Source organism: Bacillus sp. FSL K6-1145 (assembly GCF_038003425.1).
Lineage (GTDB): Bacteria > Bacillota > Bacilli > Bacillales > Bacillaceae > Bacillus > Bacillus pumilus.
The window spans coordinates 1,185,455-1,202,170 of sequence record NZ_JBBOPC010000001.1 but is presented as its reverse complement, the minus strand read 5'-3'; the positions used below and the strand labels follow the sequence as shown (position 1 = coordinate 1,202,170).

The 16,716-nt window shown below is 38.6% G+C and carries 23 protein-coding genes, 1 tRNA gene, 1 pseudogene and 1 riboswitch; of the genes and pseudogenes, 12 read left to right on the top strand and 13 right to left on the bottom strand.

Translation table 11 applies throughout. The annotated features are described in order from the left end of the window. Positions 1-64 precede the first annotated feature (64 nt). The gene (locus MHH41_RS05910; RefSeq protein WP_050945238.1) at positions 65-1,219 is read right to left on the bottom strand and encodes an MFS transporter; all 1,155 of its coding nucleotides are present in this window, start codon (positions 1,217-1,219) and stop codon (positions 65-67) included. A gap of 125 nt (positions 1,220-1,344) precedes the next feature. On the opposite strand from MHH41_RS05910, the gene MHH41_RS05905 reads away from it, so the two are divergent. From MHH41_RS05905 to MHH41_RS05880, 7 genes are all read left to right on the top strand, one after another. Then, on the top strand, positions 1,345-2,235 hold the full coding sequence (locus MHH41_RS05905) for a LysR family transcriptional regulator (RefSeq protein WP_253622710.1): 891 nt from the start codon (positions 1,345-1,347) through the stop codon (positions 2,233-2,235). A 15-nt stretch (positions 2,236-2,250) separates the two neighbouring features. Next, positions 2,251-2,400, top strand: coding sequence for a hypothetical protein (locus MHH41_RS18825; protein WP_240792635.1), 150 nt, complete (start codon positions 2,251-2,253; stop codon positions 2,398-2,400). Positions 2,401-2,405: 5 nt separating this feature from the next. Further along, on the top strand, positions 2,406-2,612 hold the full coding sequence (locus tag MHH41_RS18820; RefSeq protein ID WP_445661606.1) for a GNAT family N-acetyltransferase: 207 nt from the start codon (positions 2,406-2,408) through the stop codon (positions 2,610-2,612). Between the two features lie 103 nt (positions 2,613-2,715). Next, positions 2,716-3,414 (top strand): aspartate/glutamate racemase family protein, encoded by a 699-nt coding sequence (locus MHH41_RS05895; RefSeq protein ID WP_340865903.1) that lies wholly within the window; start codon positions 2,716-2,718, stop codon positions 3,412-3,414. Between the two features lie 23 nt (positions 3,415-3,437). Next, positions 3,438-4,313, top strand: a complete 876-nt coding sequence (locus MHH41_RS05890; protein WP_340865902.1) for a LysR family transcriptional regulator — start codon at positions 3,438-3,440, stop codon at positions 4,311-4,313. 163 nt (positions 4,314-4,476) lie between these two features. Beyond that, a complete protein-coding gene (locus MHH41_RS05885) occupies positions 4,477-5,667 on the top strand; it encodes a hypothetical protein (RefSeq protein WP_340865901.1) in 1,191 nt (396 codons plus the stop codon). A gap of 111 nt (positions 5,668-5,778) precedes the next feature. Further along, positions 5,779-5,934 (top strand): DUF2651 family protein, encoded by a 156-nt coding sequence (locus tag MHH41_RS05880; RefSeq protein WP_335365320.1) that lies wholly within the window; start codon positions 5,779-5,781, stop codon positions 5,932-5,934. Positions 5,935-5,975: 41 nt separating this feature from the next. Here MHH41_RS05880 and MHH41_RS18815 read toward each other — a convergent pair whose 3' ends face one another. The 6 genes from MHH41_RS18815 to MHH41_RS05855 all read right to left on the bottom strand — a co-directional run bounded on the left by MHH41_RS18815 (position 5,976) and on the right by MHH41_RS05855 (position 10,052). Further along, positions 5,976-6,239 carry a hypothetical protein gene (locus MHH41_RS18815; protein WP_417894809.1) on the bottom strand — a complete coding sequence of 88 codons (264 nt, stop codon included), beginning with the start codon at positions 6,237-6,239 and terminating at the stop codon, positions 5,976-5,978. A 372-nt stretch (positions 6,240-6,611) separates the two neighbouring features. Beyond that, complete coding sequence (locus MHH41_RS18810) at positions 6,612-6,806, bottom strand: SMI1/KNR4 family protein (protein ID WP_417894806.1); 195 nt, start codon at positions 6,804-6,806, stop codon at positions 6,612-6,614. Between the two features lie 183 nt (positions 6,807-6,989). Further along, a complete protein-coding gene (locus MHH41_RS05870; protein WP_262982764.1) occupies positions 6,990-7,115 on the bottom strand; it encodes a hypothetical protein in 126 nt (41 codons plus the stop codon). Continuing rightward, complete coding sequence (locus MHH41_RS05865) at positions 7,105-8,232, bottom strand: Rap family tetratricopeptide repeat protein (RefSeq protein ID WP_335365319.1); 1,128 nt, start codon at positions 8,230-8,232, stop codon at positions 7,105-7,107. The genes MHH41_RS05870 and MHH41_RS05865 overlap by 11 nt, the downstream gene beginning before the upstream one ends. A 200-nt stretch (positions 8,233-8,432) precedes the next feature. Then, a complete protein-coding gene (locus tag MHH41_RS05860) occupies positions 8,433-9,095 on the bottom strand; it encodes a type A-6 chloramphenicol O-acetyltransferase Cat86 (RefSeq protein ID WP_050945244.1) in 663 nt (220 codons plus the stop codon). A 126-nt stretch (positions 9,096-9,221) separates the two neighbouring features. Beyond that, positions 9,222-10,052, bottom strand: coding sequence for a sialate O-acetylesterase (locus MHH41_RS05855; protein ID WP_268458834.1), 831 nt, complete (start codon positions 10,050-10,052; stop codon positions 9,222-9,224). 250 nt (positions 10,053-10,302) lie between these two features. Between MHH41_RS05855 and MHH41_RS05850 the strand changes: the two genes are divergently transcribed. Beyond that, the gene (locus MHH41_RS05850) at positions 10,303-10,590 is read left to right on the top strand and encodes a hypothetical protein (RefSeq protein WP_340865897.1); all 288 of its coding nucleotides are present in this window, start codon (positions 10,303-10,305) and stop codon (positions 10,588-10,590) included. Positions 10,591-10,650: 60 nt separating this feature from the next. Continuing rightward, the gene (locus MHH41_RS05845; protein ID WP_340865896.1) at positions 10,651-11,037 is read left to right on the top strand and encodes a hypothetical protein; all 387 of its coding nucleotides are present in this window, start codon (positions 10,651-10,653) and stop codon (positions 11,035-11,037) included. 38 nt (positions 11,038-11,075) lie between these two features. On the opposite strand, the gene MHH41_RS05840 is transcribed toward MHH41_RS05845, so the two are convergent. The 5 genes and pseudogenes from MHH41_RS05840 to MHH41_RS05820 all read right to left on the bottom strand — a co-directional run bounded on the left by MHH41_RS05840 (position 11,076) and on the right by MHH41_RS05820 (position 14,168). Then, the gene (locus tag MHH41_RS05840) at positions 11,076-11,252 is read right to left on the bottom strand and encodes a hypothetical protein (protein ID WP_189318130.1); all 177 of its coding nucleotides are present in this window, start codon (positions 11,250-11,252) and stop codon (positions 11,076-11,078) included. Positions 11,253-11,355: 103 nt separating this feature from the next. Then, positions 11,356-11,489 (bottom strand): annotated as a pseudogene (locus MHH41_RS05835) (peptidoglycan-binding domain-containing protein); the annotation flags it as partial. A 183-nt stretch (positions 11,490-11,672) separates the two neighbouring features. Beyond that, positions 11,673-11,745 (bottom strand) — tRNA-Val (locus tag MHH41_RS05830). 129 nt (positions 11,746-11,874) lie between these two features. Further along, the gene (gene metC, locus MHH41_RS05825) at positions 11,875-13,053 is read right to left on the bottom strand and encodes a cystathionine beta-lyase (protein ID WP_340865894.1); all 1,179 of its coding nucleotides are present in this window, start codon (positions 13,051-13,053) and stop codon (positions 11,875-11,877) included. Then, on the bottom strand, positions 13,050-14,168 hold the full coding sequence (locus tag MHH41_RS05820) for a methionine biosynthesis PLP-dependent protein (RefSeq protein ID WP_340865893.1): 1,119 nt from the start codon (positions 14,166-14,168) through the stop codon (positions 13,050-13,052). Before MHH41_RS05820 ends, metC begins: the two co-directional genes overlap by 4 nt. 79 nt (positions 14,169-14,247) lie before the next feature. Continuing rightward, positions 14,248-14,369, bottom strand: a riboswitch (SAM riboswitch). A gap of 221 nt (positions 14,370-14,590) precedes the next feature. Between MHH41_RS05820 and MHH41_RS05815 the strand changes: the two genes are divergently transcribed. Genes MHH41_RS05815 through MHH41_RS05805 form a run of 3 tightly spaced genes read left to right on the top strand, consistent with a single transcriptional unit; the run spans position 14,591 to position 16,340 of the window. After that, positions 14,591-15,331 carry an alpha/beta hydrolase gene (locus MHH41_RS05815; RefSeq protein WP_340865892.1) on the top strand — a complete coding sequence of 247 codons (741 nt, stop codon included), beginning with the start codon at positions 14,591-14,593 and terminating at the stop codon, positions 15,329-15,331. Positions 15,332-15,383: 52 nt separating this feature from the next. Next, on the top strand, positions 15,384-15,899 hold the full coding sequence (locus tag MHH41_RS05810; protein WP_340865891.1) for a YjcG family protein: 516 nt from the start codon (positions 15,384-15,386) through the stop codon (positions 15,897-15,899). A gap of 6 nt (positions 15,900-15,905) precedes the next feature. Then, positions 15,906-16,340, top strand: a complete 435-nt coding sequence (locus MHH41_RS05805; RefSeq protein WP_044140428.1) for a GNAT family N-acetyltransferase — start codon at positions 15,906-15,908, stop codon at positions 16,338-16,340. 82 nt (positions 16,341-16,422) lie between these two features. On the opposite strand, the gene MHH41_RS05800 is transcribed toward MHH41_RS05805, so the two are convergent. Then, complete coding sequence (locus tag MHH41_RS05800) at positions 16,423-16,680, bottom strand: hypothetical protein (RefSeq protein WP_003210759.1); 258 nt, start codon at positions 16,678-16,680, stop codon at positions 16,423-16,425. Positions 16,681-16,716: the final 36 nt, after the last annotated feature.

The window sequence follows — 16,716 nt, the reverse complement described above, 5'->3', positions numbered from 1 at the left end:
TAAGAATAATAGGCTATGGCGATTTCAATTGAGCACTCATATTAAAACGTCGGTCAATTTATCGTTAATTGGATCCTACTTCACGCTTTTTACCGAGATTCATGGATAACTGAACGCCAATCATCAGCATGACGATGACAAGCATTGCCACAATAGAAGCATAAAAATGTCCGCTTAGATCGAAAACCAAGCCAATGAAAAACGGACCGAATCCTCCCATGATATACCCGCCCATCTGCGACATGGCGGACCAAGTTCCGGCTTCCTCTGGAGTACGCGTCTCTATAATCGGTAGCATGAGCGCTAAAGGAAATAATCCACCTGCACCCATACCTAGGAAAATGACAGCTGGCAAGATCGGCATTGGCAGAAGAAGAAAGATGAGGCCAATCAGCTCAGACAGACTGCATAAGATGAGAAATAATTTCGGTTTTCCTAATCGAGTAACGACCGCTGGAACGAGTAGTGCCACCGGAATCTGAATGAGTGTAAATATGGTCAGCAGCATGGCAGCATATTGCGGACTGTTTCCGAAACTAAGAGCAATCGGTGAAATCCATGCCGTCAAAGAATAAAACATGCTGGACATAAAGCCAAAAAACAAGGTAAATTGAATCGCCTTTTTGTTTCGCAGCGGCAATTTTAACGGCAAGGTTACATGATCACTCTGCTCATTTTTGCGAGCTATACCTACCCATAGAATAAGCGCGATTACCCCTAGAATAGCCCAGCAAGACAATGCAAACGGAAGATGGTGACTGCGTAGGTAAATCGGAATGGTGAAGCCGGAAGCAAGTGCTGCACCTATTGTCATCGAAATGGAATAAACACTGACAATACCAGGATTTCTCGGGAAATACTTTTTAATAAAACTAGACAATAAAGGACCCGCGAAGCTAATCCCTACCCCTCCTGCAAATGCAGTCATGAGCAGAATAGCGACCGATTGGCTTGTACCCCGCAGCGCTGTGGCGATCGTGATGAGAAGAATCGAGAAAAAAAGCGTTCTCTCTAAACCAAAACGCCGGCTGAGTGTCGTCGCAACGGGAGCAAACACCCCCATACAAAGGACAGGCAAAGTGGTCAAAAGACTGGCTGTCAGTGCGTTCACACCAAGCTCTGATTGGATCATACTCATCATAGAAGCCACGGACGTAATGATTGGGCGCAAGTTTAATGCAGCTAAAAATAAAGCGGCTAAATAAAATATTTTTTTCATCAATGCACTTCTTCCTCTCTACTTGTTGAAGTTACTTTGAGTATAAATCCGCCGCATTCATTGATCAATACAATAATTCGTATTATGATGATAGTAAAAAACTATTATTAATGAAAGGATGACAAATGGATACTCGGCATATTACATATTTCATGGCTGTATTCGATCATTTACATTTCACAAAAGCTGCTGAGCAATTAGGGATATCACAGCCTACATTAAGCCAGCAGATCCGGCTGCTTGAAGCAGAAGTTGGGATGCCGCTCTTTGATCGAATCGGCAAAAAAGTCGTCGCAACCGAAGCAGGTACTCTGCTTTATCAATATGGGATGAAAATGCTTCAAGCTGAAAGAGATGCAAAAAATGCGATGAAAGAACTACTATCTGAAAAACGGGGAAACGTTCGACTTGCCGTTCTCCCTTCCGATCTTGACTTTCAGCTTGTTCCGCTATTTGTAGAATTTAAAACACTTTATCCTGAAACCAATCTGAAAGCATATTCAACGATCTTCGTTCGTGAAGAGGTTCTGTCGCATAAGGTGGATCTCGGCATCGGGCTGAGAGGGCCTGCGGATAAGCGTCTCATTCAAATTCCACTTGGAAGTGAGCCCTACGAATTATTTGCTCATTCAGAAAGTGAACTAGCCCAACAGAGTGAAGTGACATTGGAAGAGCTGACGCAGCATGCTTTGGTTATGTATCCGAAGGGATATCTAGGAAGAGATTTAGTAGAAGACGTATGTAAAGAACAGGGTGTGGAACTAGACACTGTCATGGAGGTTGGGTCCGCATCTTCATTATTGCAGCTGGTTGAAGCCGGCATCGGTGCAACCATTCAGCCGCGAGGATTGCTGCAACAACATGCGACATGGCCAAATATTGTTTCGATTCCTATTGCTGATCCGGCACCTGTTCGTCACTTAGAATTAACTTATTATGCAGATCGATTTGTCAGCAAAGCACAGCAGCAGCTATCTGAATGGCTAATAGACTTTTTCAAATCAAGAACAAACTAAAAATGAGGGTAAAACATGAAGAATGCAAACAGCATATTTACAAGGACAAACCGGGTAGCGATTCGTCAATTTGATCTGCAAGATATCGATGCATTTTATCAATACCGAGCAAACCCCTCTATTGCAACCTATTTAAAGGAAAGGGCTATATTCACGAAGCCTTGAGTTCAATGATCGAATATATTTTCACTACACTGAACAAGCATAAAATCATTGCCTTTACTGATGTGCGCAAGGAAAAATCTATTCGCGTGCTGGAACGTTTAGAAATGAGACGCGAAGGACATTTGCTTCAAAATGATATGTCAAAAGGACATTGGGTTGATGAATATCAATATGCGATTCTTCAATCGGAGTGGACCACTAAGCGCCAGTAAAAGACGCTTTTGATAAACCTTCTATATACATATAGAACTTTTCTATAACGCTCACCATGCTTTCTTTTTTTATAATAGAAAAAAAAGAAATGTGGTGGCGTATATGTCTACAACGATCGGAATTATGGGCGGGATGGGTCCTTTAGCAACGATTGATCTGATGAAAAAAATCATTTCTCATACTCCAGCGATAAAAGATCAGGATCATCTCCATGTGATTGCTGATAATTATCCGCAAATCCCTGATAGAACCAATGCCATATTTGGGAAAGGCGAAGATCCTACAGATGATATGATTGCATCAGCTAAGAGATTAGAACGTGCAGGAGCGGACTTTATTCTCATTGCATGCAATACCGCTCACTTCTTTTTAGAAAACGTACGACATTCCACTCATATCCCTATCATAAATATGCCATTAGAAACCGCAAGTTACCTAAACAAACATCACTATACATCTGTGGGCTTACTATGTACTGATGGAACATTAAAAACCGAGCTCTATCAAAGGGCTTGTGCTCATCACAAGATTGACGTCATGACTCCTAGTGAAAATCTTCAGAAGAGCGTTATGAATGGGATATATGCGGTGAAAGCAGGAAAATTAAGTAAAGGCGAAAGTGAATTAGCGGTAGCTGCAGAGATTTTAATCAATCAAGGGGCAGAAGCCATCATTGCCGGCTGTACAGAAATCCCCTTAGTCTTAAGGTCAACTAAAGATGTGAAAGTGATTGACCCTACTGTCATTTTGGCGAAAGAAGCTGTAAAATTAGTGTATGAGCTTGAAAAGCTAAACATTTAAAGAACGTAGTATAAGGGGATAAAATGAATATTGAGAATATAGAAGCGTTTATTTACGTATGCCAGCTAGGCAGTATCAATAAAGCTGCGGAAGCACTGTATTTAACCCAGCCTTCTGTTTCGGCACGTATTCAATCGTTAGAAAAAGAATTAGACCTGAAATTATTTGATAGACAGAGAAATAAACTATCTCTGACGGAAAAAGGTGAACAGTTTTACCCGCATGCCAAAAAGATCCTCCATTCTTATCAAGAAGCAAAGCATAGTCTCAAACAAACGATGATTCCTTATGAATTGACGATTGGATGCGCATCCTCTATTTCCAATAATCTATTGCCTAACATATTGCCCGCCCTAAAAGAAAAATACGAAAACCTGAAAGTGAAAATTGTAACAGGACACTCAAAGGATGTTGTCCAAAAAGTGATTAACAACCAAGTAGTCTTTGGCATTGTCAGGACTGAAACACATCCTCAAATTGAATCGATCCCGATTTTCAGTGATCCAATCGGGCTGTTCGTCCCAACTCATCACCCGCTCGCTAGCCTTGACAACATTAATATGAAAGAACTAGAAGAACAGCCTTTTATTTTCTTTGACTATGGGTCATTTGATTGGTTGATGCTCCACCGATTATTTCAAAAAAACAGCATCACACCGAACATTTCCATTGAGGTTGATCATATGGAAACCGCAAAAAATTTAGTGCTTCAAGGAATGGGACTATCGTTTCTACCTCATCATTGCGTGAGAAATGAGGTAGAACAAGGAACATTAAAACAAATTTCAATCGATCCATCCATCAATTTCAACATCAATATCGAGTTCATTTATAAAAAAGGAAAATCCAAATCAGTTTTCATTGATCAACTCAAACAGTTTTTTCATGAATTAGATTAAAAAAGCCCTTTTTAGGGCTTTTTTGGATACGTTCTGATTAGCTTTCCAAAGTTAAATAAAGTAAGCTCCCTTTAGAGAGGTTTAATACTCTCTAAGTGAAGTGAATTTTTCTAAGAATGTTCTTTTTATTATACAAGCCCTAATGAGGAAGGTTGTTTTGAAAATGAGACCCAAGAAAAAATTAGTTATTAGCATCATCATTGGTTTTGTTTTGTTTTCTTCCTATTATCTACTAAAAAATTTATTCTTAAAAGAACATGCTGCACACGTTTCAGAAAATGAGTTCAAACCTTCATTTCTAAATGACAAATTAGCTACCATCTACCTTTCAGCATCAATTGATTATCAGCGTGAAGGGAGCTACACAATATATATGAATAAAAAAGGTGAATTAACTACTTCAGAAGGTGATGCAATTGAATTAGGTTCTATTGCTCAAGGTGAACAGATGTTACTGAAAGAAAACCCTTCAGAAATAAATATTCTTGGAAAAAAAACTGCTCATTTTAAGTTCAAAAATAAAGTACATACTGGTTATGGACAAGCTAATGGATATTTAAAGAACAAAGAAATATTTTATACATTAAACAACCAAGGTTTTGGAGAGAAGGACTATAAAAGTTTAATTAGATGGGGCAACAGTCAAAACTTTCACGAGCAGATTTTAAATGGATACTTTGTTAGTACAGGAAACAACGAAGATAAAATTTACGTGATCAATCAAAATATGGATACTGATCGATCTACTTTTCAAGAATTGAATTTAGAGGACAAACCGACTCTTCAAAATGGTGGTCATATTAAACTCATTAATGAAGACTGGGAAGTTTATTCAAATATTATCATTAAGGACAAATTAGCTTATTTTATCCTCTATCACACTCCTGAAGATTCTAAGGATGTGTCTTTTAAAGTAGCAGTATTTGATATAGAAAAGAAAAAATTAAGAGGAGCATATTTACTTGGCAGCTATAAAAGTGAAGATAAACTAATTCCACCAAATGAAAAGCACTTCTATATAAAAGGCGATATTTTATATCACTTAACTGCAAATTCTAAGATTTATACATTTAACACAAAAACGATGAAACCAGAAGAATCCTATTCCTTAGAGCATGAGGAAGGACTCAATGTTAAGTTCTTCTATTTAAATTCTGATCATATCTACTTATTAAACCAAAAAAAGACTGGAGAATATGAAATTTCTTCTTATTCATACCAAAAGGGAAAAAGATTGAATTCTTTAAAGATAAAAGGTCTCGACAAAATTCTGGATAAGAATCATGTATCTGAATATGATTTTTTGATGTTAGAACAAAATAGAAATGATATTCTCAAAATATTTAATAAGTGATTCTAAAAGGAGAATTGATATGACTCATTTAGAATTCGCATTCAGCTTGCTTCCAGTCAGTATGATCATCGCTTCTTTTATCGTCACATTGATGTACAAAAAGTTTATTTCATGCCAGTTGTGAGCTTTATCATTTTACTCATCCTGACATTTACACTTTTTAATGTCTCCTTATTAGGCTGGGCAGTTGTTTACACTTTTGGCTCATTCATTGCTTCATATATAGCATTATTCATCATGAAAATTTTAAATAAAAAGAGGTCTTAAATACATTTAAAAAGCCCTTTACAGGGGCTTTTCTTCTTTCACTATCGTTTTTCCACTGGATGAATGTCTTCTCCCAAAAAGGCGATATTAGGCTCTCCACTCTTTTCTAGAAATTCAGCCATTTCTTGCAATTCTTGATTAATACGGTCATTTCTTGGCATATCTGGGTTTAATAGAAGGATGGAGTGAATCGTTGTCGCTGCTTCATACAAAACATGTTGATCGTTTATCTGTTGGATGCATTGTTTCATACGATTGAAAAACCATTCGATCTCTTCTGTTTCTTCCATCGGATAATGTGCCATTTTGAAGAGATTCTGCTGACGAAGGTCTTGCCTCTCAAATATATGTTCAAGCTCTTCTTTACTGATCTATAAATCCGAAGCTTCCCTCGATCTCTACTACTTCGACCATCGCATCTTCAGCTGTATATTAACTTCTCAATAAAATCATCGAAAGTATCTGCCAGCTTAAAATCTACTTCCAGCTCTAAATCGAAATAGTGAATAGGAGGATGTTCCTTCGTTTCTCGATAATCCATTGCGATTCATGTATATTCTTCCCCGCTGATGATCACAAGTCCCTCAGGCAGATGCAATTCATCACTTAACTGGGGACTATTCATAATGACATCATCTTTGGCGATTCCTCTTAGATGGTCAAATTGAACATGATCCTCAGCCCATGAGTTCGGCTGTTCCAGTTGGAAAAGCATTACGAACTGTAAAACCGCCATTCCATTCTAAAATGAGCTTTTTGTATGTATCAGGTAAAGTGACTCCAAAAGCTCCCTCTGCTTCACGAATTTGTTCCTCATTTATCTTTTTTAATGTGAAAGGGCTCTCTTCTTCTTTTTCCCAGAATGATTTCAAATTGGGTGCCTCCCAATCTGTATTAAGGTCAGTATAACATTGGTTCATTATGAATTCTCTACTCAAACTTATCTATTAATAAACTGGTGAGGAGGAGAAGATCATAAACCTTTCATCCTCTCTGATACCTTAAAGGCTGTATGCTTTACGACAAAATAAAAAAGCCCCTTGGAGGAGGCTTTTTTACGTTTGTTTTCTTGAAGCAACCTCGATGTTGCTGTTATCACTTTTAGAAAGTGATGGAATACCAGCAGTAGATGCCAGTACAATGACTGCCAATGCACAAAAAACAACTTTTTTAATACTCATAAAGACAGTCCCCTTTCAAAATTTTTGTTTGCGCGTCCAACATTTTCATTAAAAATTCATTTGCTGTTTCGTGATCATTTTTAGATTTGAACACACCTGCCACATCATAAGACAGCTCTTCTAAATAAGCATAAATTTTGTTCTCATCTAAAAAATGAAAGACCTGTTTAATTTGGTCAATATTTACTTTATCAACATATAGGGCTTTGATAAAGTGGAACAGTCGTTTGTATAAATCGTCATCATATTGAACAGAGATCGAAAAGCCATAATCAAGGACATCTTTTCCCTTTTTATAATCGCCTTTTTTCATCAATAACGATGACAGAAAATAAAGCGAATGTGGTAAGTTGTCATATCGTTCATTTTTGTTGATACGAACAGCCTTTTCACAATAAGCAATAGCTTGATCTGTATCACCTAAACATTCATAGCAATCAGCCAGATTATAATATGCTGATGAGATCAATCTATTGTTTTGAATTTCTTCAGCCATCCTTAAAGATTTTTCCAAATGAGGAAGAGCTTTATCGCTGCGTTTCATATCATCGTAGTTTCCTGCAATTACAAATGAGCATTGAATCTTTCTTACTTTATACAGGTCATATTGTTCGTAAATCTCCATTGCTTTCAGAATATGGTGCATAGATACATGTGTCTGTTTCATAATGTAATAAGCTTCTGCAACTTTAAAATGGAATTCAGCTCTTTCAATTTCGTCAGAAACAATCTCCAGCTTTATTTCTGCTTTTCTATAATATTTTATCGCTTCTACATATTCTTTATTACTGAATTCATACATGCCTCTGAAAAATAAATTGTAATACTCTAACATGCCGGTGAGCGTTTCTTGAGAGGTTTCTATCAGATCTAAGAGGGATGAAATGGTTGGTCTATTTTTATTAAAGTCTACAGGTTTAATGTAATCTAACATGATTTGATGTCGAAAGCACATCAATTGATAATAAATGAGTAAATCTTGATCCTCTTCCATTCGTTCAATTTCTTGTTCTACCTCAGCTTTCAAAATCTCTGCGTCGGGTACACTGAATTGCCGAATCATTTTATACCATTCATTTATTTTCACACCTACATGTGAAGAAAGAACTTTCTCCATCCCTTATTCCCCTTCCACTAATTTCCCTTATATTACATTTATTATCACATATAGGAATTTACAAAGCACCGAAAAGAAACCGCAAAAAGAACAATTGTTACATCAATAAACCTTTGGCACATTATCATCACAAAACAAAAAGGCAGACTCATTTCAGTCTACCTTCATCTTCTAGATTTTCATGGGAGCACCTTTTGTCTTCAGGTAATATGCAATGAATCATTTAACCACTCGTCACAATGTTCAATAAGCCACCTCAAATATTCAACATATTGACCGGCATGATAGCCATCACAAACAGCATGATGTACTTGTATGGCAACGGGCAAAATGATTTTTCCTTCTTCCACCTTAAATTTGCCTATCGTAAATATAGGCAGTAAATAAGCTTCATCTGTAGATACATTAAGGTTAAAAGAAGTAAAATCAATCCACGGTAGACTTGAAATATTGAACATGTTTTCTGGCATATGAGGTTTCGGAAATAGGTTGCTGCTTTTGCTAAATGTTTCAATATCGGCTACACAGCTTTTATAAAACTGAGCAAAGTTTTCATCAAAAGGCGTCCAAATACTTGAAAACGTCTTTGTTTCTTTATTTAGAATCGTATAACTAGGATGGAGAATCTCCCAGTAACCAAGTTCATCGTTCACTTGATCCATCCGAAACTCAGGAATTTTTTGCACAGCTCTTGCTAACAAATAAATTTGCACAGGATATACTTTCAGCTTTTTTTCTTTTAATATTGCATGCAATTTCGTGATGTCTAGATTGATCACCAAGCTATATGAGCATCGGGTTAACGTCATATAATGGTGAAAGTGCTCTTTTCGCAGATAATTTTCGTCTATTTGTTTAAACAATTTTATCTCCTCCTGAATGTGATTTACTGTATTCAGGAGGAGATTTTATCTGTTTTCACCACCACAATCATCCTTTCAAGAGATATGTCATGTTTCTGTCCATTCAAAGTCTACCATGAGCTTTGCCTACGTTAAAGCCTGCAGCAACTCTTCGTAAGTCATCTTGCCCAACGTGAATTTTTCTAGTGCTATATATGTTTTCTCCGCTGAGGTATTCATTCTATTATGACATTCATTCACTAACTCATTTTCATTTGTTATTGGCTCATGTATATGTTCTTTTTTTCGAAATGCTTCATAATATCTTATACCAAATATTCTCTGGGACATCGCATTGATGTGAATTCCGTCCGGGTTAGGTATAAGGCCTTTCGCAGTAACATAATAACAATTTTCATGATGATGTGCAGATTTTTGTAGTTCCTCATTGATCAGTTGATATTCCACACATCCTGCGCCAAATGCTCTCTTTCCCAAGAAATCGCCCAAACCTCCTATCAAAAGCGGAATGTTAGGTGCAGATAATTCAGTTCTTAGCTCATGAAATAATCTTAGTATTTTTTCATAATATGCTTTGTACTTCCCATCTTGGCTGTCACTTTCTCCTTGATGCCATAATATCCCGGCCAATTCGCTATTTTCCTTTGCAAATTTAGCTTCATTTATTGCATGACGAAATAAAGCCCCCTCTCGTGACCACTCATCAATGGAACTGCCACCTTCGGCACATGGAATCAGACCAATCTTCTCTCCTTCATGATCCTTACACCAAGCCTCCGCAAAGGAAGCCGCCAGTCCAACGCCAGCTACCGGCCTATCAAAATGAATAGGTTCAGTCATCATTTGCCATCTACCATTTCGCAGCATCATGATTCTTTCATTATAAATTGGCGGCACTTCATGCATGAAGCCTCGACCCGCCATATTGGATTGTCCAATTAGTAAAAATGACTTCATATCATTTTCCCCTCCACTAAATATTTTATTAAATATGTATTCGCTTGAACGTTATCATTTTCTTTTTTTATAAATTTCAACAATCTCAAGCCCTATTAGCGCTTATTTTAATTAATTCAAAAAGTGCATTCAGCTATTAACACAATGAAAACACAACACTCCTATAAAATGGTATTTAAGTCTCTTTTTTATATTTGTTGAAAAAGATAAGATTGTGTCGCAAGACTATATTTTCCATAGGAGGAATTACATGAAAAAACGGGCGTTGTTTATTATTTTGTTGTCCTTGTCCCTGATTTTGACCTCTGTTCCCCCAAGTTTTGCAAACAAGAAAAACACCTCAAAAGAAAACGACTCTTTTAAAAATCACGAAGAATTCACCGAAGAAATAGACGGATTGAAAACAAATATAAAAACCATGGAAAACGATTCACAACATGTTACCACTTTTAAAACTGAACTTGGCACAATCACCTATACCTCTAACAAAGAGACAGGTAATATTTCTGTTTCTAGTAACTATCTAAAATCTGACTAAATAGCAGCAATTGAAGAACAGGTAAATAAGATTGCAAACAGCATTGTACTAGAAAATCAAATGAATCCAACGGTCACTAATTCAATTGAACAATTAGCAAATGATGATTTCACAACACAGAAACAAAAGGGCAAATGGGCATGGTCCAAATATGATCATTACCGTATTACAGTAGAAGGAAAGGCAGCTTTAGGGGTGATTGTAGCAGCCATTTTAAACCGCATTCCTTATGTTGGCTGGATTGCTACTGCCGCTGCTCAAATAATGATTCAATTGAAAATGAAAACAGGTTACTTCTCCGCACGTTGGGGAACACGAGCCGACACTGATATTTGTTATTTGTGGAGAAAGAGACACTTGAAAATGTTCTCGGACAGTAAACGTAAAAATAAAAAACTGGACGAAGTAGGATCGGCAGGAAAAGTTTATATGTGTGGAACTGGTTGAATAAAAAAGGCCCCAGTCTAATGCAGACTAGGGCTTTTTTATTGCTGTTTTTGCTCTTTTAGTTTTTTGAAAATCACAAATTGATATACTCCAAATAGTACGGTTAGGATGATGATTGCAGTAAATATTTGATCGACTGGAAGCAAGAAATATACGACAATAAAAGATAAAAGCAAAACAAAATAACCTATATTGAACGCTTTTTTAAATGTCATCATATTACCTCCTTTTTACAATCATATCACGTTTTACCTAACCTTATAACCAACTTTTCACTATTAAAACACAAAAATTCCCTATCAAGGACAGTGGATTTACTTATTTCAATGCTTTTCGAAGAGCTGCTTTTGTCTTCGGACCATAGATACCATCAGCACTAAGCCCATACATGAGCTGGAATCGTTTAACCACATTTTCTGTTTTTGCTCCAAGTAGCCGTCTATCCCATTGTGTCAAAAGCTCGGTCACTTTAACGATGACAGATGATAAGTCGAACACCTTAATCGTTTTGATCCAAAAAATACTGAGAAACAATCTGGTGGATAAAGATCGTCCCCAATCAACAGAAACAGAAACAGAACAATTATTCGTTTTCAGAAAAACAAAAAACCCTTGCTAGGCAAGGGTTCTAACGATGATTCCGACTGGGCTCGAACCAGCGACCTCTACCCTGTCAAGGTAGCGCTCTCCCAGCTGAGCTACGGAATCGGGTTATGTATCAGTTCTGGGCTTTCTGTTACTGACAGTCTCTATTATATAATCATCATGATCCGTCGTCAATGGTTTTGTTCAAAAAAGGTCAAAAAGCCGGCGGCTGTGCCGGCTTTTTTCTCTTCTTTATGATTGGTTTACAAGAACAGGCTTGAGTTGATCAAGTGCTTGTTTGAAGTCGCGTTTGAGGTCTTCTCCGTTTTCTACTCCTACACTTAATCGAAGCAGGCCGTCCGTAATCCCTCTTTTTTCTCTTTCTTCTTTTGGCATAGCAGCATGGGACATTTTGGCTGGGTATGACAGAATGGATTCGACGGCGCCAAGGCTGACGGCGAATACAGGTAATGTGACAGCATCCACTAATTCTTTGACCGCTGCTTGGTTTTCTAATTCAAATGAGAGAACTGCTCCAGCTCCGCTTGCTTGCTTTCGCTGAATGTCTGCCCCAGGATGGTCATCTAAGCCTGGATAGTATACTTTTTTCACCGCAGGATGCTCTTTGAGGAATGAAGCGAGTTCAAATGCCGTTTGGCTTGCTTTTTCTAATCTGACTTGAAGGGTTTTTAACCCTCTTAATACGAGCCAGCAATCCTGCACGCCAAGGACCGCACCGAAGGAGTTTTGCAGAGAATAGAGTTCTTCTCCCAGTTTCTCGTCTTTCACTACAGCTAAGCCTGACAGTACATCACTGTGACCGCTCAAAAATTTCGTTGCGCTGTGCAGGACAACGTCAACACCAAGATCAAGCGGACGCTGAAGAGCGGGTGTTAAAAATGTATTATCTAAAAATGTCAGACAGTCATGTTCTTTGGCAAGCTGGACGACGCCCCCAATATCCGTAATCCCTAGAGTCGGGTTTGACGGCGTTTCCATGTAAATGACTTTTGTATTCGATTGAATGCCTCTTTTGACTTCATTCAAATCCGTCATGTCCACAAAGGTATGCTCAATGCCAAATCGCGAAAGAACTTGAGTAATCATTCTGAAAGTACCGCCATACACATCTCTTGTGACAAGGACGTGATCTCCTTTTGATAATAGAAGAAAAGCGGTTGAGATGGCTGCCATGCCTGATGCAAAAGCAAGCCCTCGTGTTCCTCCTTCTAGCGCCGCAATCGTATCCTCTAACGCTTGACGTGTAGGAGTCCCCGATCTTGAGTAATCATATTGGCTAAAATCATCAAAGCTGCTTTGATGAAAGGTGGACGCATGCTGAATCGGCACACTGACTGCACCTGTTGAACGGTCTGTTTTGAATGCATTATGAACGAGTTGGGTTTCGAATGTCCAATCATGTGTGGTCATTTGGCATGTACCTCCTCTTTTACTTGTGATAGTGCCTGCTTTAGGTCTGCCTTCAGGTCTTCTACGTGCTCAATACCAACGGAGAAACGGAGCAGTTTGTTACACACACCGTTTGCAATGCGAATTTCCTCAGGAATATCCATGTGCGTTTGCGTCGCAGGATACGTAATGAAGCTTTCGATTCCGCCAAGACTTTCAGCAAAACATATCGTTTTCAGCTGCTTTAAAAATGGATTGACCCAGTCCTCTTCGGCTACACGGAATGACAGCATTCCTCCCTTGCCTGGGTAAAGGACATCTTGAATTTCTGGCTGTTTCTTTAAAAACTCAGCTAGCTCCTTCGCATTTGCCTCGTGCTGGCGCATTCTAAGAGCCAGTGTTTTCATCCCTCTCATTAACAGCCATGAGTCAAACGGAGATAAAACGGCGCCAATTGCGTTTTGATGCTGGAACATGTCTTCAGAGAGCTTCTCTCCTTTTGTCACCACAAGCCCGGCAAGAACGTCATTGTGTCCACCTAAATATTTGGTTGCACTATGGATGACAATGTCCGCTCCAAGCGTAATCGGCTTTTGCAAAACGGGTGTGTAAAAGGTGTTATCGACAATGACCAAAGCGCCATGTTCTTTTGCAATCTTCGCTATTTTTTGAATATCCGCTTCCTGCATAAGTGGATTTGTCGGCGTTTCAATAAAGACTGCTTTTGTGTTTGACGTGATTTTAGAGCGTAAACAGTCTTCATCTGAAAAATCATCGTAAAGAAAACGCAAGCCGTACTTTTTCCATTCGTTTTCAAACAAACGATATGTACCGCCATATAGGTCTGATGAGACGATGAGTTCATCACCGCTTTCAAATAGCGCCATGATCGTTTGGATCGCAGCCATTCCCGAACTGAAGGCAAATCCGGCCGTCCCTTCTTCGAGTGAAGCAATTGCATCCTCTACAAGCTGTCTTGTTGGGTTTTTCGTACGAATGTAATCAAATCCGGTTGATTCCCCTATGCCTCTATGTCTGTATGCTGTTGAAAGATAAACGGGGGGACTGACCGTACCAGTCGCCTCTTCGCTGCGGTTTCCAATTTGCGCTAATGTCGTTTCCACATGTTCTGTCATTTGACACCATCCTAAGTAAAAATCTGATTTCAAAACAGAAAACCCCTTCTTCATAAGAAGAAGGGGTTTTAATCGCTTCCTCTTATCTTCCAAGCAAAAAAGCTGCTTGCTGGATTTAGCACCTTGGTACATCACATGAAGTGATGCATACCGGTTGCTGAGGTTTCAAAGGGCCAGTCCCTCCACCTCTCACGATAAGAATGTGTTGTCTGTCTGTTCTAATTCTTAATACTGTAACGCATTAAATCTCATTTTTCAAGAGGAATCTGAACAATTAATTGAAATTTTCTGTATTTTATAACAGATTCGGTGTTAACTGAATTGATTGCATGTTAGCATATAGGAACAACGCTATTTTTCATGTTACAATGAATGGAAACGTTTCACTTTGTGATGAAATCGGTTAGCTGGAGGAATGGATTATGGTGAAGAAAACAGGCATTATTCAAGAAGAAACCTTACATTCAAAAGAACTTGGGGCGGATATGACCCTTTTGATCTATTTGCCAGTCAATTATTCCCCCCTTTATACATATCATGTCATCATTGCCCAAGATGGTCATGATTATTTCCGCTTAGGCAAAATAGGCAGACAGGCAGAAGAATTGATGCAAAACAAAGAAATGGAACGCTCCATTATCATTGGTGTTTCTTATGAAAATGTCACGGAAAGACGGAATACGTATCATCCAGACGGCACAAAATTTGAAGCGTATAAACGCTTTTTAGCAAATGAACTTGTCCCTTATATTGATACGCATTATCCAACCTATCAAATTGGCTCAGGTCGCACGTTTATTGGTGATTCACTGGGTGCTACGATTTCTCTTATGACAGCGATTGATTATCCTTCTTTATTTGGCGGACTCATTTTGCAGTCCCCTTACGTCGATGAGTCAGTCTTAGAAGCTGTTAAACAGTCGACAGCCCTTTCTCATTATGCGATTATCCATCAAATTGGACTGGAAGAAACGGCTGTGAAAACAACAGATGGCCAAGTGCTTGATTTTATTCAGCCAAACGACGATTTAAAGGCACTTCTTGAACAGTCAGGTGCGGATTATTTATTTGAGACCTTCGAAGGGGATCATAAATGGACGTTTTGGCAGCCGCTCATTGCGCCTTCGTTAAAAAGAATGCTCCCATATTCGTTAATCAACTGAATTTTGTTATAATAAACAATAATAAATACTTTCTTAATCAGGAGGGAACACGATGAAATACGGAGTTGTTATATTTCCATCAAAAAAATTGCAAGATATTGCGAACTCTTACCGGAAGCGTTATGATCCGAACTATGCACTCATACCGCCTCATTTAACACTTAGAACACCTTGTGAATTAACGGATCTAGAAGCGGCTGAGGTCGTCTCAACGTTAAGAGAGTATGCAAAAAATGTTTCTCCTATTACATTACGTATTAAAAAATTCAGTTCATTCGCTCCTGTAAACAACGTCATTTATATGAAAGTAGAACCGAACGAGGAAATCATGGCGCTCAATGAAAGATTGTACGCAGATCCACTTGCTGGCACACCTGAATATGCCTTTGTTCCGCATGTGACAGTGGCTCAAAAACTATCAGATGATGAGCATTCAGACGTACTTGGCACATTAAAGCTGAGAAAGATTGACCATGAAGAAACAGTGGATCGCTTCCACCTTTTATATCAATTAGAGAATGGATCTTGGACCGTCTATGAAACATTTATTTTAGGAGAAGAGGGTTAAGTACACTTGAAAACAGTCATCGCAACAGCACAAACACAACGAGAAGATGCATATTACGTTCGAAAAGAAGTATTCGTCAAAGAACAAGAAGTCCCAATAGAGATTGAAATAGATGAACTAGAAGACGAGGCCATTCATTTTGTCATTTATAACGATGAAATGAAGCCTCAAGCAGCCGCTAGATTACGGATCATTGAAGGGCCAAAGGCAAAGCTAGAACGAATTTGTGTGTTAAAAGAGGCGCGCGCTTTCGGCCTTGGCCACAAACTATTAGAAGCGCTGGAAACAGAAGCCATTGCGAATGGAGCGAAGGAAGCGGTTATGCACGCACAAGTCCAAGCTCTTCCTTTCTACGAAAAAAAAGGCTACAAAGCCGTATCTGAACCGTTTGAAGAAGCGGGGATCACACATGTCAAAATGACAAAAACACTGTCTGTTTGACCAAAAGAAAAGCCAGAGCATTCAAGATGCCCTGGCTTTTCTTTCTTTATCATCGTTCGTCAATGGAAGAAAGCGCAATCATTTATATATACGTATTAATATGAACGCCTTTGCCTTCCTCCATAAACATATCTCGTACAAAGCGTTCCCGCTTTTTTTGTTGTACTTTCGTTTCCGCTTCTGTCACTAAGTCCTCTTTTTTCTCCAGCTCTCTGTATATCTTGTCATGAAAGGTGCGAGTAACCTTAGTTACTTTCGCGTAGTCTTCTTTATCCTGAGGAGCAGGACGATTGATATATTGAAAATACAGATCCGGCTGAATCGGGGCTATATATCCCATCAAGAACGCCTCCTTTGCTTCTCTTCTACTCTACTA

What these genes read in the sequence shown, in the direction of transcription:
- MHH41_RS05845 (WP_340865896.1), top strand. Translation starts at nt 10,651, where the DNA reads ATGAATCCAACGGTCACTAATTCAATTGAACAATTAGCAAATGATGAT.
- MHH41_RS18825 (WP_240792635.1), top strand. Translation starts at nt 2,251, where the DNA reads ATGAAGAATGCAAACAGCATATTTACAAGGACAAACCGGGTAGCGATT.
- MHH41_RS05870 (WP_262982764.1), bottom strand. Translation starts at nt 7,115, where the DNA reads ATGAGTATTAAAAAAGTTGTTTTTTGTGCATTGGCAGTCATTGTACTG.
- MHH41_RS05810 (WP_340865891.1), top strand. Translation starts at nt 15,384, where the DNA reads ATGAAATACGGAGTTGTTATATTTCCATCAAAAAAATTGCAAGATATT.
- MHH41_RS05815 (WP_340865892.1), top strand. Translation starts at nt 14,591, where the DNA reads ATGGTGAAGAAAACAGGCATTATTCAAGAAGAAACCTTACATTCAAAA.
- MHH41_RS05890 (WP_340865902.1), top strand. Translation starts at nt 3,438, where the DNA reads ATGAATATTGAGAATATAGAAGCGTTTATTTACGTATGCCAGCTAGGC.
- metC (WP_340865894.1), bottom strand. Translation starts at nt 13,053, where the DNA reads ATGACCACACATGATTGGACATTCGAAACCCAACTCGTTCATAATGCA.
- MHH41_RS05910 (WP_050945238.1), bottom strand. Translation starts at nt 1,219, where the DNA reads ATGAAAAAAATATTTTATTTAGCCGCTTTATTTTTAGCTGCATTAAAC.
- MHH41_RS18820 (WP_445661606.1), top strand. Translation starts at nt 2,406, where the DNA reads ATGATCGAATATATTTTCACTACACTGAACAAGCATAAAATCATTGCC.
- MHH41_RS05850 (WP_340865897.1), top strand. Translation starts at nt 10,303, where the DNA reads ATGAAAAAACGGGCGTTGTTTATTATTTTGTTGTCCTTGTCCCTGATT.
- MHH41_RS05855 (WP_268458834.1), bottom strand. Translation starts at nt 10,052, where the DNA reads ATGAAGTCATTTTTACTAATTGGACAATCCAATATGGCGGGTCGAGGC.
- MHH41_RS05840 (WP_189318130.1), bottom strand. Translation starts at nt 11,252, where the DNA reads ATGACATTTAAAAAAGCGTTCAATATAGGTTATTTTGTTTTGCTTTTA.
- MHH41_RS05800 (WP_003210759.1), bottom strand. Translation starts at nt 16,680, where the DNA reads ATGGGATATATAGCCCCGATTCAGCCGGATCTGTATTTTCAATATATC.
- MHH41_RS18815 (WP_417894809.1), bottom strand. Translation starts at nt 6,239, where the DNA reads ATGGCACATTATCCGATGGAAGAAACAGAAGAGATCGAATGGTTTTTC.
- MHH41_RS05880 (WP_335365320.1), top strand. Translation starts at nt 5,779, where the DNA reads ATGCCAGTTGTGAGCTTTATCATTTTACTCATCCTGACATTTACACTT.
- MHH41_RS05820 (WP_340865893.1), bottom strand. Translation starts at nt 14,168, where the DNA reads ATGACAGAACATGTGGAAACGACATTAGCGCAAATTGGAAACCGCAGC.
- MHH41_RS05895 (WP_340865903.1), top strand. Translation starts at nt 2,716, where the DNA reads ATGTCTACAACGATCGGAATTATGGGCGGGATGGGTCCTTTAGCAACG.
- MHH41_RS05885 (WP_340865901.1), top strand. Translation starts at nt 4,477, where the DNA reads ATGAGACCCAAGAAAAAATTAGTTATTAGCATCATCATTGGTTTTGTT.
- MHH41_RS05905 (WP_253622710.1), top strand. Translation starts at nt 1,345, where the DNA reads ATGGATACTCGGCATATTACATATTTCATGGCTGTATTCGATCATTTA.
- MHH41_RS05865 (WP_335365319.1), bottom strand. Translation starts at nt 8,232, where the DNA reads ATGGAGAAAGTTCTTTCTTCACATGTAGGTGTGAAAATAAATGAATGG.